The 17,112-nt window shown below is 45.5% G+C and carries 17 protein-coding genes and 1 tRNA gene; 6 read left to right on the forward strand and 12 right to left on the reverse strand.

Annotated features, from left to right (window positions below; translation table 11 throughout):
* Positions 1 to 81: 81 nt before the first annotated feature.
* Positions 82 to 744: an HNH endonuclease signature motif containing protein gene (locus NDI42_RS11605; RefSeq protein ID WP_190457396.1), complete on the reverse strand. Its 663-nt coding sequence runs from the start codon at positions 742 to 744 to the stop codon at positions 82 to 84.
* 281 nt (positions 745 to 1,025) lie between these two features.
* Between NDI42_RS11605 and NDI42_RS11610 the strand changes: the two genes are divergently transcribed.
* The 5 genes from NDI42_RS11610 to NDI42_RS11630 all read left to right on the forward strand — a co-directional run bounded on the left by NDI42_RS11610 (position 1,026) and on the right by NDI42_RS11630 (position 4,171).
* Entirely contained in the window at positions 1,026 to 1,316 is a 291-nt protein-coding gene (locus NDI42_RS11610) for a UPF0175 family protein (protein ID WP_190457398.1), read from the forward strand.
* On the forward strand, positions 1,313 to 1,795 hold the full coding sequence (locus NDI42_RS11615; RefSeq protein WP_190457401.1) for a PIN domain-containing protein: 483 nt from the start codon (positions 1,313 to 1,315) through the stop codon (positions 1,793 to 1,795). Before NDI42_RS11610 ends, NDI42_RS11615 begins: the two co-directional genes overlap by 4 nt.
* A 155-nt stretch (positions 1,796 to 1,950) precedes the next feature.
* The gene (locus NDI42_RS11620) at positions 1,951 to 2,748 is read left to right on the forward strand and encodes a vWA domain-containing protein (protein WP_190457403.1); all 798 of its coding nucleotides are present in this window, start codon (positions 1,951 to 1,953) and stop codon (positions 2,746 to 2,748) included.
* A gap of 244 nt (positions 2,749 to 2,992) precedes the next feature.
* Complete coding sequence (locus NDI42_RS11625) at positions 2,993 to 3,853, forward strand: TlyA family RNA methyltransferase (protein ID WP_190457405.1); 861 nt, start codon at positions 2,993 to 2,995, stop codon at positions 3,851 to 3,853.
* A 75-nt stretch (positions 3,854 to 3,928) separates the two neighbouring features.
* Positions 3,929 to 4,171 (forward strand): hypothetical protein, encoded by a 243-nt coding sequence (locus NDI42_RS11630; protein WP_190457407.1) that lies wholly within the window; start codon positions 3,929 to 3,931, stop codon positions 4,169 to 4,171.
* Between the two features lie 87 nt (positions 4,172 to 4,258).
* Here NDI42_RS11630 and NDI42_RS11635 read toward each other — a convergent pair whose 3' ends face one another.
* The 3 genes from NDI42_RS11635 to NDI42_RS11645 all read right to left on the reverse strand — a co-directional run bounded on the left by NDI42_RS11635 (position 4,259) and on the right by NDI42_RS11645 (position 8,126).
* The gene (locus NDI42_RS11635; protein ID WP_199311284.1) at positions 4,259 to 5,614 is read right to left on the reverse strand and encodes a DUF697 domain-containing protein; all 1,356 of its coding nucleotides are present in this window, start codon (positions 5,612 to 5,614) and stop codon (positions 4,259 to 4,261) included.
* 264 nt (positions 5,615 to 5,878) lie between these two features.
* On the reverse strand, positions 5,879 to 6,232 hold the full coding sequence (locus NDI42_RS11640) for an FxLYD domain-containing protein (RefSeq protein ID WP_190457411.1): 354 nt from the start codon (positions 6,230 to 6,232) through the stop codon (positions 5,879 to 5,881).
* 238 nt (positions 6,233 to 6,470) lie between these two features.
* Positions 6,471 to 8,126 carry a flavin monoamine oxidase family protein gene (locus tag NDI42_RS11645; RefSeq protein WP_190457413.1) on the reverse strand — a complete coding sequence of 552 codons (1,656 nt, stop codon included), beginning with the start codon at positions 8,124 to 8,126 and terminating at the stop codon, positions 6,471 to 6,473.
* 88 nt (positions 8,127 to 8,214) lie between these two features.
* On the opposite strand from NDI42_RS11645, the gene NDI42_RS11650 reads away from it, so the two are divergent.
* Entirely contained in the window at positions 8,215 to 10,326 is a 2,112-nt protein-coding gene (locus NDI42_RS11650) for a right-handed parallel beta-helix repeat-containing protein (protein WP_190457415.1), read from the forward strand.
* 78 nt (positions 10,327 to 10,404) lie between these two features.
* Here NDI42_RS11650 and NDI42_RS11655 read toward each other — a convergent pair whose 3' ends face one another.
* From NDI42_RS11655 to NDI42_RS11690, 8 genes are all read right to left on the reverse strand, one after another.
* Positions 10,405 to 11,904, reverse strand: coding sequence for a YcjF family protein (locus NDI42_RS11655; RefSeq protein ID WP_190457417.1), 1,500 nt, complete (start codon positions 11,902 to 11,904; stop codon positions 10,405 to 10,407).
* Between the two features lie 92 nt (positions 11,905 to 11,996).
* A tRNA-Met gene (locus NDI42_RS11660) sits at positions 11,997 to 12,070 on the reverse strand.
* A 49-nt stretch (positions 12,071 to 12,119) separates the two neighbouring features.
* Complete coding sequence (locus tag NDI42_RS11665; protein ID WP_190457418.1) at positions 12,120 to 13,073, reverse strand: asparaginase; 954 nt, start codon at positions 13,071 to 13,073, stop codon at positions 12,120 to 12,122.
* A gap of 147 nt (positions 13,074 to 13,220) precedes the next feature.
* Positions 13,221 to 13,721 (reverse strand): CGLD27 family protein, encoded by a 501-nt coding sequence (locus tag NDI42_RS11670; RefSeq protein WP_190457420.1) that lies wholly within the window; start codon positions 13,719 to 13,721, stop codon positions 13,221 to 13,223.
* Positions 13,722 to 13,725: 4 nt separating this feature from the next.
* Entirely contained in the window at positions 13,726 to 14,205 is a 480-nt protein-coding gene (gene rsfS, locus NDI42_RS11675; RefSeq protein ID WP_190457423.1) for a ribosome silencing factor, read from the reverse strand.
* A gap of 138 nt (positions 14,206 to 14,343) precedes the next feature.
* Positions 14,344 to 14,979 (reverse strand): bis(5'-nucleosyl)-tetraphosphatase (symmetrical) YqeK, encoded by a 636-nt coding sequence (gene yqeK / locus NDI42_RS11680; protein WP_190457425.1) that lies wholly within the window; start codon positions 14,977 to 14,979, stop codon positions 14,344 to 14,346.
* 161 nt (positions 14,980 to 15,140) lie between these two features.
* On the reverse strand, positions 15,141 to 16,370 hold the full coding sequence (locus NDI42_RS11685) for a glycosyltransferase family 4 protein (RefSeq protein ID WP_190457514.1): 1,230 nt from the start codon (positions 16,368 to 16,370) through the stop codon (positions 15,141 to 15,143).
* Positions 16,371 to 16,657: 287 nt separating this feature from the next.
* On the reverse strand, positions 16,658 to 17,110 hold the full coding sequence (locus NDI42_RS11690; RefSeq protein ID WP_190457427.1) for an ATP-binding protein: 453 nt from the start codon (positions 17,108 to 17,110) through the stop codon (positions 16,658 to 16,660).
* Positions 17,111 to 17,112 lie beyond the last annotated feature (2 nt).

Raw genomic sequence — 17,112 nt, forward strand, 5'->3', positions numbered from 1 at the left:
TCTCTTCAATCTCCGCCCCCTAAAGCGTCTGCCAAATCCTGTAATTGCTTAGTCAGACTACACTTAAGGCTGGTTATTTGGCTACTGGGTCATCCAAATGAGCGAACGGTGAGTTAATCGATTAGGTGGTTCAACACGTAACACAAAAATTATTTGTTTGGGAGCGTGCCGAATTGTAATTCTAGCCCCTGTAATTTCTACATCCCAGTTATTAGAGTAACTCTGCCATTCATTTTGAACTATTCTAAAAATTTTATTGCCAAATTGGTCATAAAATAAAGCACTAATTCTGAATGGGCTTCCAATCTCTTCAGGAGGTTCGATTTTTAAGAGTGACTCCCCAAAAACCTCTATTAAATTGTATGTATCAATTATTGTTGTAACTCCTAAAACAATTTGAGGATGCTCATAACCAATATCAAAAGCCCCAAAGGAAAAACCATTTTCTAAACACTTTGGGCTTAGCAAAGCTCTTTTAATTTTTTCCTTTGACCAAATTTTTTTAGTTACATTATCATGGCAAGTTCCACAAAGCAAAGCCATTTTAGATGGTTCATGCTCTATAGCATCAACAAAAGCTGGATCAATATGCTCGTATTGATAAATAGCACTACCACAAACTACACATCCAAATCCACATCTTTGTCGGATTTCTCTTTTAATCGATAAAGGTATATCTTTACTTAAGCCATGCCTATTTTTATTATTGGAATTTATTTTGTTTCGTCTTTTTGCATCTCCCATAGTTACCTATACCAAAAGTAAGATTTATTTGACCAGTATGTTCACTGTCTAATTTACCAAAAATTAGCCGTCATACTAAGTATTCTAATAGTCAGTAGCATTCTTGTATTAGAGTGCATTATATAAAGATAGCAGTGTTGCTCTAGCGACTTGTAGATAGTAAGCAATTTTATGTAAAACATCACTTGCAAGCATTTCAATCATTGTCGCAGGGAATAATTGACAGTTGAATTTGAGACACTTGAAAATGTAGTGGAAAGCGATCGCGCCTTGAGGAAAAAATGACAGCATCAGAGATTGAGGTTAAGTTCACTGTAGCAGTCCCCAAAGTATCTGAAGAACACATAGCCCAAGCTCAACACAAAGCGCATGAGGCGTTTGTGATGGAACTGCTGAGGCAAGGAGATATCAGTGCGGGAAGGGCGGCAAAACTGTTAGATATAGATCGGTGGCAGCTAGGTGAGCTGATGTTTGTCTATGACATCTCACCTTTTGATGACACAATCACCAGAGAAGAACTAGAACACGAGGTAGCTGAATGCGCCCGTGATTTGGAGAAATTTCCTCAGTGATTGTTGTCTCGGATACTACGCCCCTAAGCGAACTAGCAAAAGTTGGACGGCTGACGTTACTACAGGACATCTTTGGGCGCGTCATCATACCCCTAGAAGTCTACAACGAGGTAACAACGGGAACTCACCCAGCTGTTACAGCAGTGCAGTCAGCAAGTTGGATTGAGGTGCAGTCAGTCACGGATATTAATAAAGTTCTTACCCTTCAAACAGATACAGGGCTTGATTTGGGTGAGTGTGCTGCCATTGTACTTGCTCAGGAGCTGGGAGCGAATCGGCTGCTGATAGATGAGCGTACTGCGCGGCGAGAGGCGCAAGTTCGGGGATTGCCTGTTATTGGCACGATTGGAATACTGTTGCTTGCCAAACAGAGATCGCATATCTCTAGCGTTAAAGAAGTGCTAGACGACTTGATAGCCAACGGCACACGCATTAGTCAACGGCTTTATGATGATGCCTTGACGATCGCAGGAGAGTAGGGCAATATTGTAGTATGCGTATTACAAATAACGGCGCTGCTTTGGGGAATTGCTCACCAAGCGGTTTGAATTGTGCAGTGCTTCGCACTATGGCGCTGCAACGCTTACGCATTTAAGTTTTTAACGATTATCTAACTTTAAAGGTGGTGAGATTGATGACAAAAGCTCTCAATCATGTTGATGTGTGCTTTGTAATTGATACAACTGGCAGTATGGGTGGTTTCATCCAAGAAGCAAAACAGCAATTGTTGGATACAATTCACCTGTTGTCCGCTGATATTGATATCGATTTGCAAGTCGGTTTAGTAGAATACCGCGATCATCCTCCACAAGATACGACTTTTGTAACTCGCGTCTATCCGCTGACTGCGAAGTTGCAGGAGATGCAGAAAAACATCAACAAACTAGAAGCTAACGGTGGTGGAGATCATCCGGAAGCGGTTTATGATGGCGTTCAGGATGCAGCGAATCAGATGAAGTGGAGACGCAACAGTTGTCGCTTCATCTTACTGGTGGGTGATGCGCCGCCACATGGTTTCCACGCAGATCGAGACAGCAGCGGCTTCACGCATACCGATCCGGCACGGTATCCTAATGGCTTAACGGTGCAGTCGGTGACGGCGGCGGCGGAAAATCAGCGGGTAACGGTTCATGCGCTGTGCATGGGAAGCGATCGCACTACGTTGCAGTCGTTTACCGCGATCGCAACTGGGACGGGTGGACAATGTGCGTCTGTCCGCGATGCTAAAGATGTTATCAGTCAAATGGTAACTGTGCTAACTAGCGAATTCCGTAACTTGGAATTTGACGGTAAAGTATTAGATACGGTACAGCGTCTTGGTTCTCTAGATGTCAGCGCTACTGCTGAAACTCTCGCTTGTCCAAGACTGCAAGTTGCATCTGCGATCGCGCGACTTGGAAAGCGTGGCTTTTTAAAGGCATTAATTGTCTAGGTAATGCTTGCGTGACCTAACTTTGTAGAGCATACATACTTTAGTACGAGAGGAACAGTAATAGTGGCTTCGACTTGAGCGAAGCAGCGAACGTGGGAGGAAGGAGCGAAGAACCTGGGAGGTAAGCGATTAAGTAGCTATCCTTTAAAAAGTGTGTAATAACTAACCAGCGGAGTTCCTCTTCTGATTGCGATCGCTTTGCTCTCTTAACTTGCACGCAAGCAATCCCTAATATATATAATTAATGGCGAAACAACGACTCGACACATTATTAGTAGAACTTGATTTATGCGTCTCCCGACAGTTAGCACAACGGCTAATTCGAGCTGGGGAGGTAATGGTAAATCAGCAAGTCATTGATAAGCCGGGAACTGAGGTAGAAACCGAGGCAAAAATTAAAATTAAAGAGCGATCGCGTTTTGTTTCTAGAGGCGGTGAAAAACTTATCCATGCTTTAGAAGAATTTGGCATTTCCGTACAAGATCGTATTTGCTTAGATGGCGGAATTTCTACTGGCGGATTCACAGATTGTTTGCTGCAAGCTGGGGCAAAAAAAGTTTACGGGATTGATGTTGGTTACGGACAAGCTGACTGGAAATTACGCAATGATGAGCGGGTAGTGTTGAAAGAACGGACTAATCTGCGCTATCTCACACCCGAAGAATTGTACGGTGATGAACAGCCAGCAGATTTAACAGTTGTAGATGTTTCGTTTATTTCCCTAACCAAAATTCTCGATGCTTTGTGGCAATTAACGCAGCCTCCCAGAGAAGCGGTATTGTTAGTGAAGCCGCAGTTTGAAGTTGGGCGCGAACGTGTAGGTAAAAAAGGCGTAGTACGAGATACTGACGATCAGGCAAATGCGATTTTTCAGGTATTGCAAACAGCCCAACAATTAGGGTGGAATTATCGCGGCTTAATTTGGTCGCCAATAACTGGCCCGGCTGGGAATATCGAGTATTTGTTGTGGTTAGGAATGGAGAACGCTACACCAAATATAGACTCCACCCCCGTTAATCCAGAGGGGGCTAAGCTGAGCTTAGAGGAGATTAAACAAATTACTCAAGCTGCTGCATCTCACTTTCGGAGTAATTTAAAATCGTAAATTTTTCTGTCATCTTTGTTACTGTTTCTCTAGATTCAGGTGAAATGAAGACAGAAGCATTCAGAGGGCGATCGCATGAGTACCGAAGAACAAGCACGGGGATTGATGGCACAACACCGTCAACACAAAGAACACTTGCATGATTCGATGTTAAGTCGTGCGGAAGCGGCGGAACCCGAAAACGCCCACACCCAGGAACAGGCGCGAGAATTGATGGCGCAGTACCGTCAACATAAGGAACACTTGCACGATTCGATGTTAAGCCGTGCGGAAGCTGAAATTGGTGTTCCCCAGGAAACTACCGACACTTCTGAGTAGCAACGCTTGTTTCTAAATTCTGATCAAACTAGCCTTTGCGTTGGCAGGCTTTGTTTTGCTTCGCGACATGAATGTATAGCCACCATCTTAGTCGTTCGGCATTCCCAGGTTTTGCTGTAATTCCTGGCGCAAGCGATAGAGAATTGTATTTGGTTCGACTTGGCTAAGAATCTCTTGAATCACAGTATTAGCTCCCAGTTGTCCCCAAGTGCAGCCTTGTTCTAGATAAGCCTGCGCCGCACGACCGACCGCGTAAGCTCCGTATCCGGCGATACCAGCTTGCGCGATCGCAGCGGAGCCATAAGCAGTAAGATTAGTTGCATTCTCACCACTAGCGACAGCAGCAGCACTCTTACCCAACCCAAAAACGATACTTGTACCGAGTTCACCCAGCAGCAAGCCACCAGAACTCAATAGAATTGTTTTCAGAAGCTTACCAGCTTCATATCCAGTCATGGGAAGACCGTACAACCTCGCTAGAGAGCGAATCAGAGCCAAATCTGCCACCGTTCCTCCCAAAACGTCCAAAATAGCAATCGGATTAAGGGCGACGGCGAGAGCCTTGTATCTGACAAAACTCCAAATCAGCTTTTCTGCATCAGCGTCAAGCCCTGCTACAGTTTTTTCGGCAATATTCGCCTCAGCAACTCTTGCTTGAACTAAAGCATTGAGAGCCAAAAGCGATCGCCCTTCCCGATTTAAAATATTCAAAATCTTCTGCTTCAACTCGTCTACTTGTGGCGGCGGCGTTTCCCATTCATAACTTATACGACCATCAGGCCATTCAACGCGCACTGAAAGCGGTGCAGGTTCCGCCGCCACCATCACAATTTCATCCTCTTCTAGAGGTCTGGTTAATTGCGTCTCCAAGCTACCAGCACCCAGTTGTTGCAAATTGCGATAAATTGTTTTTCGGTCTATCTCAGGATATAAATCTATCTTGTTAAAGACCAAAATTAAAGGTTTTTGAGTTTGGCGCAATTCGCAAAGCGCCTGATATTCAGTTCGCGTGATGTCACCAGAAACTACAAACAAAATTAAGTCAGCTTGACGCGCTACACCCCGCGCCATTTCTGCGCGTGCTTGTCCCTGAATTTCATCCAATCCAGGCGTATCAATTAACTCCACCTGCACTTTACTATTAGTGCTAGGTGTCCACCGCACCGACCGAGGCCACTGAGTCACGCCATTGAGGGGGCCTGTTTGCAGAATCTTTTCTCCCATCAAGGCGTTCAAAACCGCCGACTTACCACGACTAACTAAACCAAAAGCAGCAATGTGAATAACGCTAGAGTCTAGCTTTTCTAAACTATTCGTCAAAACTTCTAGTTCAGTTTGCAAAGCGGCTGTCGGGGAATGGGGTTTTACCCGTGTTTTGGAAGAATACCAGGATAGCGCTTGTCGTAAACTAGCACGAGCGCGGTTGATGTGAGTTTCTTGCAGGTTGGTACGTGCTGGCTTTGTCTGACGCTCAGCAGGTGCATTAGTTTGGGACGATTGAGGATTCAAGGCTACATAGAACCAGAGGCTACAGATCCATTTTCGTTTAATTACAGTTCGGATGAGATCGCTCTTGATTGGGAAAATATATAATCAAGAGCGCATTTCTACAGTTCAACTGCAAGAAGCGATCGCTTCTTGCTGCGTGTAGCTAGCTATTAAAGCAGATGATTCCCACAGCCGCATTCAACTCAGCAACCCAGGAGGTTACTTACTCCACTCTACAAAAGTAGGTTGTACCTTTGTACCCTTCTCCGTTACCCCACTAAATGAGGCGGAAGCACCGGGGGGAACAGTTGCAGGTTGAGCCAAGATGAAGCCATTATCTATTAAATTGCCTTTGCGATCGCGTACTTCATAATTAACCTTGATATTTTGCGCTGTATCGCCAGTTTGATTAGTAACTCTTCCCTCTAGCAAATTACCATCATATTTCACATTACTGATAGGCATTCTGGCAGCTTCAGCATCAACTGCACTTAGCCTTTGTGGATTAATTGAAGGGGTATTTTGTTTGCACAAAGCACCTAAATTCACAGTTCTGCCATCAGCAGTTTGCATATAGCAAGCTAATGAATCAGTCGGTGATTGTGCGACCAACTCAGATGCAGTGAAAAAAGAAAGTAATAACAATAATACAATTGTAGTTAAGCGCCCAAGTTTTAGCATAATATTTTTTACGTATTATTCATATCTTGCACTATTTTTAATAATCTGGAGGCTGAGCCTGGTAAAGAGAATTAGCCTGCAAAGGCAGGCTTTGTTTGTGTAGCGCCATTTAGTCTGAGCGCACTTTTTCTTAAGGTATTGCCAGTCTCCGATTAACACGGCGACGAGTTCTGAGAGTGTCATCTATTCTGGCTTTCTGTGCCGCTGCACTAGCTGTCAAACCTAAATCTTGCATAATTCTCCAAGCAGCAAGTTCACCAGTTGCACAGCCACCTTCCATGTAACCTTGCGCTGCCAAAGAGCAATGTTCGCCAGCAAAAAAGAGATTGCCTACACGCTCTCTTTCTGCACCAGCAATTGTACTATATTGCCCGACTAACCAACAGGAATAAGAACCACGACTATAACGTTCTCCAGGCCAATAAGCTCGAATTGCTTCGCCTTGTCGCTTAGCAGTAATTCCGGGGAAAATTCGCTCTAATTGTGGTAATAATATTTGAGCTTGAGTTTCCGGAGTTCCACTCCCCAAAGCTACACCGTTGCGTCCGCCTGTATAGTTAGTTATGAAACCGCTAGTACCAGGGGCGTAACGAGTTGGTTCCCAGCTAGATTGAAACCCTAAATCTGTATATACTGCTGCGGTTGAATTATAGCGAGTGCGCCAGATTCTTTCCTGGTAGGCTGTGATTAATTTAGAATTAGTGCCATAGCCTAATTGAGCGATCGCTAACTTTTTCGCAGGGGGTAAATCAACAGCTAGGGGAATTTGTCGCAGGACGCTAAAAGGCAACGTCAATAAAACTCGCTCATAAATGCGATCGAAAGCGCTTGCTCCCGATCGTAAACTTACTTGGTAGCGACCATCAGGAAGGGTGCGAATTGCATCTAAAGCTGTTCCTAATTGGATAAAAGGTGATAATCTCGCCGCGAGTCTTTGAGGAACTTGTTCGTTACCTCCGACAACATGAAAACGCTCATCACTGAACCCGTAGACGCTAAAATCTTTTGGCAAAGGCTCATAAAAGAAGAATAATAAATTTAAACAAGATTGTTCTTCTGGTTCTCTACCGTATTCTGTGGTGTAAGCTAACCGAATCATCTGCCGCAAAATTGGGCTAATTGGTGCAGAGTCTAAATATTGAGCGATTGAGGTACGGTCTAAATTAAGCCCCGCCTGATTGTATGATTTGTAGGTAACTCCATCGCCAATTGCTGCTAAATCCTGAGATATTTTCTGCGCCAAAGGTACGAAAAAATTAGCAACATCGGTGAGAGTATATTTTGTTCCTTGAAAATACCAAGTTTCTCCTACTAACCCGCGATCGATAGGTTTCAGGTTAATGGCGGTTAAGCCGAGTTCGCTGACAAGACGGCGCATGAAAGTATGACCGGAGTCGATAAATTCTCCGCCGAGTTCTACGGTGGTAGAAGTTCCGGCGGCGTTGGGTAAACTCCGCATTCGTCCGCCGATGCGGTTGTTCGCCTCGACAATATCCACAGGAACGCCAGCTTGAGATAAGCGGTAGCCAGCGATTAAACCTGCAATTCCTGCACCTACAATTAGCACTTTAGAACCACTAGCTACTGCAACGGAATCGCGATCGCGTCCCAATGCTGCTGTACCCAGTGCTGAAGCTGCTGCTAAACCTCCATAAAGCAGGCGGCGGCGAGATATTTTTTCGGCGAACATATCGCGGACTTCAGCGGTAGGAATTCCACTGTTGAGGGAAGTTTGAGCGATTTTGTAAGCGCGATGCAGGGTTTCCAGCAGAATAGACCTAGCCATTTTTTGTCAAGTGTGGCAAAGTGCTTTAACAATATATCCTCAGCAAGATGTATTGTCATGTGCAAGAGACGAAGTGAGGAAGTTCTCGATGGGAATCTCAAAGCGATCGCTTTTAAGGTACGCCCCCTTTAGTGGTTATTCGCTTTCCTTAAGTTTGCTGTTAGTTGGAATGCTTACATCAACTGGGGTAGCCCAAACTACTCCCTCCGAGTCAGCCCCTTTTAACGGACTTGGGCTACTAGCCGACGAATCGATCCCCCAGGGGGACAGCAACGAAGCCAGAATTTCCGAAGATGTGGGTTTCAGTCCCCGTTTTGGAGTTGGTTACAGCACATCGGGCGCTGGCTTTGATGCGTTTACCAGCTTCGAGGGTTTTGTTCCCCTATTGCAAACTGCGGGAAGCAACCTGACATTTCTGGAAGGACGGTTGCTTTGGTCAACCAATAATTCTACACTCGGCGGCAATGTATTATTGGGACACCGATTTTACAACTCGTCTGATAATAGAATCTTTGGCGGTTACGTTTCCTATGACAACCGCAACACCGGGAATGCTGTTTTTAACCAACTCGGTACGGGTTTTGAAAGTTTAGGTGAAAACTGGGATTTCCGAATTAACGCTTATATTCCTATTGGCGATACCCGACAAGTAGTGGAAGAAAATGTTTTTGATACGGGTTTGTCGGTTTCTGCGCCTTTTTTTACCGGAAATTTTTTAAGTTTTGTAGGGGAGACTTCGCGCCAAATTAACCGCCGTTTGGAAGCAGCAATGGCGGGATTTGATTTTGAGGCGGGAGCAAAAATAGCGAGTTTGGGCGATTCTGGTGACATCAGAGGCTATGCTGGGCTGTATTATTATGATGCGAATGGTAGCGATGAAATTCTCGGCTGGCGCACCCGATTAGAAGTACGTCCAACTGATAGTTTAAGGTTGGGTTTGTCGGTTCAAGATGACGCAACTTTTGGCACTAATGTTGTGTTGAGTGTGGCGGCAAATTTTCCCGGAAGCCGCCCCAGAGGTAGCAGAAATCAAACATTAGCAAGAATGGGGGAGTGGGTAGCGCGTCAAGTTAATATTATTGTTGATGAACAATTTGAGGCTGAGACGATACGCGATCGCTTCACAGTTTTGGCAACTAATCCCAATACCAATGAGCCATATTTCTTCCAGCACGTTAACTTAGATGCACAGGTGGGAAATGGTACTTTTGAGCTTCCATTTGGTACGCTACAAGATGCGCTGAGTGTAGCTAAGTCTGACAATATTATTTATGTGCAACCAGGTAAAAATTTAACTGAAATTCCCACCTTCACTCTCCCAAATAATGTAGCGCTATTGTCAACTGCCCCTGTGCAAAATATTAATGGTGTAGTATTACCGCTTTCTGGTGCTGGGGTACAGCCTATAGTTAGAGGAGGTGTCACTTTAGGGAATAATAACACCATTTCTGGGTTTGCGATCGCTAACCCCAACGGCGCTGGCATCACTGGAAATAACATCAGCAATCCGACAATTCGAGAGAATGCGATCGCTAACACAGCAACTGATGGCATCCGATTAGATAATCCTACTGGCAAAGTTACTATTTCTAACAACAACTTTTCTAATATTGATGGTAATGGCATTAGTATCAACACTGCCAATACTCAATCCGAGTTAGTCATAGATTCAAATATCATTACCCGCGACATTAGCGGTTTTGGTTTCACAGGAATTAAGATTGTAGCTGGTGATGATACCGTAACCACAGCCACCATTTCTAATAACAAAATTTCCGAAAGTATGTTTAGAGGTATTCAAATAGATGCTGTGGGCAATTCCCAAACTCGCCTGTTAGTCGAGTCTAATACTATTAGTGGCAGTCAATTTAATGGAATTACCATCAATGCCGATGAAAACGCCCAAATTTCCACCAGTGTCCGATTAAACACCCTGAGAAACAATAATGTTGTTGGCGCTTTTGGCGGCGGCGAATTTGACGCGCAAGCTTATAGTAACTCTTCGGTTTGCTTGCAACTTGATAATAATAAAAGCACACCGAGTACCAACGGACAGGATTATAATTTAGCCAATAACAATGTTGGCATTTCTACATTCCAAGTTGAGGATACGCTGGCAACAAATACTGGCACTGTTACTGAGAATCCTGCACCATTAGACTTACCGAAAGTACCGCGTGGAACTTGTGGCTTTCCGTAGGATTAAGAATACAGATAATAATTAAAGCCCGCCTATGCGGGCTTTAATTATTATCTGTATTCAGTCGGTCGGCGTTTTCTAACTTCCCGCGATCGCGCTTTGCTGTGACTCCGGCAAAATCCGCCCTACCGCTTGTTTCACGAAAGACTGCAAGAAAACCGTGCGTTGATTTTGCTGGAAAACTCTTTGCAGCGTCTCTTTTAATTGGTCAATATTAAAAGGATGCCCCTCGGCGGTTATACTGGCTTCCTGCGCTTGGAAGTATTCAATCAAGCACATTCCTGCCAACCGAGTTAGATAGGCGGCGCTGACGCCCTGAACTGCGCCTCCAGCGACAAAAGTGATGGCATTGCCTTTGAGAATACCGCCGATGGTTTGAGTAGAAAGTTCTACCAAACCAAGTTTAAGCATCAAGCTACCCATTGTTCCCGCCACTGTCTGCGCTTGCTGGAGGGAGAATTTTTGCTGATACATAGCGCCCAAATCTATCACCATTTGGGCATTAATCGCAGCAGTTGCCAACAAGTCTAGGGCTGGTACGGGGTTGGCAAAAGCTGTAGCAGCTGCTATCCACTGGAATTGTTCAATTACCGGTAAGGCGCGATCGCGTCTTACCTCATTTAAGGCTGTTTTCGCCTCTGTTTTCAACGCACCAGCTACCCGGAAGGTAGTTGTCCACACCAACTGTTGACTTTCTTGGGCTAAAATTTCACTCAAGCGACCAGTCAGTACACTCATGTCTGGGGCTGGAGTTTCCATCCATTCTTGCACCGAACCATCAGAGGAATGCTGACGCACTTTGATCGGACTAGGAGAGGCAGCGATCGCTACTACATCCTCTGCCATCATCATTGATAGCATCCGTTGCCGTAACTGTTGCAACACAGTCGCGCCCTCTTCTGGCAAATATTGGTCTTGCTTGTTAAAAACCAATACCGGTCGATGATTTGCTCTCACCAGCTGCTTTAATATTTGATACTCTGGGTCTGTCAAATCCCCATTTGTGACAAATAGCACTAAATCTGACCTCTCCTCCAACCCCTCCCCTAACAGCGGAGGGGAGTCTGACACCTTCCCTTTAAGGGAAGAAGGCTGAATCGTTAGGTCAGTCGCAGTAAATAAAGCTGGTGTCTCCTGCAAATCCAGTTTTTGCTGCTGTTGAGGAACCCAGTTTGACTTTAAAACTTGAATTAAGGTAGTTTTCCCTACCGCCTTCCCACCAGTAACAGCCAGGTGTATCTCTTGGCGATCTATTTCGGCTACGAGTTGCCCAACTTTTTCTCGCAGTTTACCATTGGTAACGCGACCTTCTGCTTCTGTCTCTAATTGAGTAATAACAGCTTGTGCTTGCGTGATCGCGTCTTCCACCGTTTCCCTGTCTATCTTACCCATCTCTGGCAACTTAGTTTCTTTAGCTGTCCTTCCGAACCACCAGAAACCAGTACCGACTGCTAAAGCGCCCAACATCCCCAACTCACCGAGATGTAATACCGAATGATGCAGACTCTGCAACATCCACAGCGATAATGATAAGCCTACTCCCCCCACCAAAACGGGTCGCCGCAAGTTGACAGCCATAAACAGTTAAATGTAATTCTAAATACTTATTTACCAGCATAAAACAAAACCCTGCAACCGTTTCCGATTACAGGGTTTGTTTTACTACTAAGTGGCGGGAAGTGGATTTGAACCACTGACCTTCGGGTTATGAGCCCGACGAGCTACCAGGCTGCTCTATCCCGCGTTGCCGCTTTCACTTATTTAATATAACACTAAATTCACGAATGTGACAACTAAAGCAAAGATAATTCTCCAACTACCTCTAAACGCTTGAATTTGCCCAGGCTCATAAAGTGTTCAGATAGAGTTTCCGCCACGGTGGGAGTAATCCAGCCCATCTGCTTGAGCAAGTGAATGGCAACGGCATATTTAGCTCGTCCGGCACCATCCATTACCTTAATTGCCAGCCCCATGCCAACACCTTCTCTACCGATGCACTCAATCCCTTCAGCACCGCCTTTGCTGACGATTTCCCCTTCGGTTAAGCGCATCAGTTCTGTATCAAATTCCCCTTCTCCTGCCACTAGAGTCGGGTGATGAGTCATAGCGCGGACGATGCGCTCCATATCCAAATTGTTACCAGAGGCAAGCTGAGCAAACAAGGTAGCCATTTGCCCCAGTTGCATGAAGTAGGTAGGAGCGCCACAATCATCGTGGGCGCTAATAAACTCTGCCGCAGGCATTCGCAGCAACTCGGCAACTTTGCCTAAAATTAGCTGCTGAACTGGGTGATTGCGCTGCAAATAGGTATTCAAAGGCCAATTTCTTGCCTGACAAACCGCGAGCATCCCCGCGTGTTTCCCGGAACAATTGTATTCCAGAGGACTCTTCTTGCCTGGTGGAATTGGACACTGGAGTGCCGAAGGATCGACATCGCTGCGCCAAAGGATGTTAAACGCTTGCCTTACCTGCTGGGTAGTCCCCTTGTGAGAACTACAGATAATCGCTAAGTCTCGATCCGTCAGGTTGTAGCGTTCCAGGGTACCAGTGGTGGTGACTGCTAGTGCCTGAAATGGCTTGAGTGCGGAACGGACGAAAGCGGCTGTTTCTGCGCTACCCGCAACCGATAGTACGCGCCCCCGGTTGTCGCATACGACTGCTTGGGCGCGGTGTGTTGATTCGATAATGCCTTCGCGCAGCAACCGGACTTCGAGTTCTGCGGCTTGAGTTCTTTTTCCCCTTGTCATGGGTAAGACTTTAACATTTTTTGTCGATTGTCAGTAGTCATTTGTTCATTGTCAGTAGTGATTTGTTGGTTGGGGTTGGAACTGGGAAAGTTGTTAGAACCTCCTGCAACGTTTCAACTTGACAAATCTTCCCTAAGCAATGAGTAATTACAAAAAGTTCCAGATTATGCCACCAGCAACGAAAAATAAGGCGAGGATGCCGAATGTTCGCTGCAAGCGCTGGAAAATCGGCTGGATTTGGTAGGTGACAATGAAGCGATCGCGTGCCAAAATCTCTTCCGGCTTCGTCCAGCATTGACCGTCATACCAGCCTGATTCCTCATAAAATACTGTAGAACTCGAAAGGCGCGATCGCACGTAAGACCAGCCTAAATATAGTCGCAACAGTGCGAATACCACTCCCACGGAAGCGATTGCCCCACCACAGATGATAAACTTGCCCAGATACTTTCCCGGAGCAAAACTAGCCGCCGACAGCGGTGCTGCTATCATCCACGATATCCCCCAAAGCACCGCCAGCTTTTTGAGATAATCTCCCAAATCTTGCGTCACCCAGCAAAATAACCAGGAATCCTTCAACTCCTGGTACTCATTAATAGGCTGCTGTTCAGTTGGAACCGGGCAAACAGTAACTGTCGATTCCATCATGGTCTTATTCTCCCACTGGCTGGGATGCTGTAAACTCTATTCGTTCAGCGTGTCCCCAAAATGCTTCCAGATTATAAAACTCGCGCTCTGGAGGAAGCAAGATATGAACAATTACATCGCCGTAGTCCATGACTATCCAGCTGCCCTCTGCTTTTCCTTCCACACGCAGTGGTAGCCGTTGGCACTGTGTTTCCACCTTTTCTTCAATCGACTGCGCGATCGCCCTTACCTGTACCCTAGAGAATCCGGTAGCGATCGCAAAGTAATCTGCTAGATAGGATACCTCTGCCACATTTAGCAATACAATATCAGACGCTTTGCGGTCATCTGCTGCTGTGGCAACTGTCATTGCCAGTTCTTGAGAAGCGTTCTGTTTTTCTGCATTTACGGGACGCACGGGCAACCCATTCGTCCCTGTTCGGCTAGAGAGTAATGTTTCCTCTGTGCTGGGCGTTGTCGAATGTACCTTAAACTGTTCTGACATTAAATCCTTATTTCCTTGTTCAAAAACACCTATAAATTCGTCAACAATTGATTTAACTTACAGCGACCCTGACTAAATCCCCAATTATGAATTCTAAATTTCAAATTATGATTTTTGGGCTTCCCGCCTCAAGTTTCTCTAGCTGCCAACTTTTTTACTTTTGATCATTTCTTCTGCTGATTGCTGCTTTTTGCTAGCCATTTGCAATGCCCAATTCCGGGTACGGATCGTGCGCGGATGAATTAAGCAACGGGTATCGAGTAGATATTTCAGAGAATAATCGCAAACCAGCCAAACAGCTTTGTAGAGATTTTCCCAGGCAGCTTGTCTCAAAGCTTCTAACTCACGTGTATCGCCTCTACCTGGTTCTAGGCTATCAGCTAAAAATACGATACAACTCAAGTTACTCATGCCTGGTCTGCCCAAGGTGTGATCCTGAATTGCCTGCAAAATTTCTTCATCAAATATTCCAAATTTGTCTCTAGCTACAATTGCACTGACATCTGCGTGCAGCAAATGCGGATTCTCTTCGTCCACAGGGTCTATTTCCAGTCCTTCTTCCTGTGCCATTTGCAACAGTACAGAAGGCTTAAAATATTTAGCCAGGTCGTGCATCAAGCCGCTGGTTGCCGCTTTTTCGACATCAAGGTGATAATGCAGTGCTAGAGATGCAGCCATCTGCTCAACGCCCAGAATGTGTTTTATCCGAGGGGCAGGGACATTATCTGCTAACCAGGCTAAGACGCGATCGCGCTTAATTGCCACAAATTCCATAAAATAAACGGTAGATGCGTTGAACGACTACTCTGGCGAGAGCAAGAGCGGGTGCTTTTTTCCCAGCAGTTAGTAGGGCGTGATCAACGCCTTAGAGGTTCGCTTGCTGCGAGCATCGCACATAAATCCAAAAGCAACCGCCGCATTGCTCCCATTCTAGATCAATGCAACGAAACCTCGCCAAACAGCTTCTCATACCTGTCCAGAGCTGTATTGAAAGCATAATTTTCAATAGCGTACTCTCTGCCTTGCTTACCCAGCACTTCGGCTTTGTCCGGATTTTTATACAAATCTAAAATTGCTGCCGCTAGAGCCTCGCTATCTTCCGGGGGTACGACAATACCACCTTTGCTCTGCTGCACTGCTTTAGCTGCCGTACCAGTAGAGGGAACAGAAGCTATTATCGGGCGACCGCTGGCTAATAACAGCTGGATTTTAGAAGGCATATTGAAGGAGATCACGTTTTCTTTTTGCATCACCATTCCAATATCAGCCGCCGCCAGCATTTGCGGCAGTTCTTTTCGCGGTTGAAATGGTAGCAGCAAAACGTTAGTAGCATCTATGTTTTGACGGTACAGCTCCAAATCTTGCAACGCTTTTTCCTCTCCCACAATTACAACAGCAATTTCTGGAATATGCTTGAGGCGAGCGGCTGCATCGATAAGGGCTGTCAAAGGTTGGGTGCGACCAATATTACCGGAGTAGAGAACAACAAATTTACCGTTAAGTTGATGAGCCTTACGGAAGGGACTATCTTCTTTTGGTAAGGGTTGGATAAAGTTAATATCAACCCAGTTGGGAATTAGTACAATTTTGTTTTCTTGAACACCTTTGCCCACCAAATTGTCAACAAACCCATCACTAATGACACTAATCTTAGTTGCACTCCAATAGGCAAATTTTTCCAGTCCTTCAAAGATGCGAATCATCCGTTTGTTTGTGAGCAGGCCTGTATGGACGGCTGCTTCCGGCAAAATATCCTGAAGATTTAATATCACTGGGCAACGGTGCAACCATCCCAGCATCGCCGCCGGAACGGCAACTGGCAGGGGCGGCACAGTTAAAAGAATCACATCCGGGCGCAGACCTTTAAGAGCATGAACTAAGCTGATGAGGACAAAGCTGGCATCCAACATCATTCGATCCAACAAACCCGGATTAGGGCGAATCCAGACATAATTACGCTGAACTGCCACACCCTTTTTCTTTTCGGTCATGTACAATTTGCCCTTATATTCATCGTATATGCGCCGTTGCGGATAGTTGGGCATGGCGGTGACAACACGCACTTCATGACCTTGTCGTACTAGACCTTCTGCTAGTTCGGTCATTAAAGGGGCAATGCCTATGGGTTCGGGATGGTAGTTATAGGAATAAATCAAAATCCGCATTTTTCTAGGTTCAACCACATTTTGAGCGGAAAGCTTCTACCTAGTTTAATCGCGGCTAGTCCTATGTGGCAGCGATCGCGTATCCTGCTTGTAGTTGATTTCGCTCATAATCTGTAGCTAAGTGAAGTGTGTACTCACTACAGACACATTCTTAACTGTAAATTGTTCCATATTTAAGTTACCTACCTAAAGGAGCTAAGAGCCTAGCTAGGACTGGATTTTTCCTTCTTGGCTTGTAAATGCCCGACTTTGACTAGCTTACTACTGCGATCGCAGTAGTAAGCCACTCAGCGAAGGATTTTTCTTCGCATTAACAAGCAATTTCGCCCGTCACTCATCCGGATGTAACAAAGTTCATCCGTAAACTGTTGCATAAATATCAATCCCCTCCCCCCTTCATTTTCCAAGGGGTCAAAATCCTTTTGGTTTAATAATGAAAGCTTTGATTGCAGCTTTGCTTCTAAATCAAATCGCTCTCCGTAGTCCCAAACCCGCATTTCCAGGTAGCTAGCAAAAACTTTCACCTGGATTTCAATGGGAGTATTCCGCGGTAAGTCTTTGTGAGCATGGCGAACCGCATTGGTGAAGCCTTCTGTCAAGGCAACCTGACATTGCCACCATAATTCATAGGGCAGCAACGGTAGAGTAAGCTGCTCAAACCATTGCAAAACTTCTGTTAAAGCATTCAAATCCGTCTCAACCTGAAGACGGGACTGTACCAGCGGTTGTTCCTTTTGCATTA

The sequence above is a fragment of the Funiculus sociatus GB2-C1 genome, assembly GCF_039962115.1.
Lineage (GTDB): Bacteria > Cyanobacteriota > Cyanobacteriia > Cyanobacteriales > FACHB-T130 > Funiculus > Funiculus sociatus.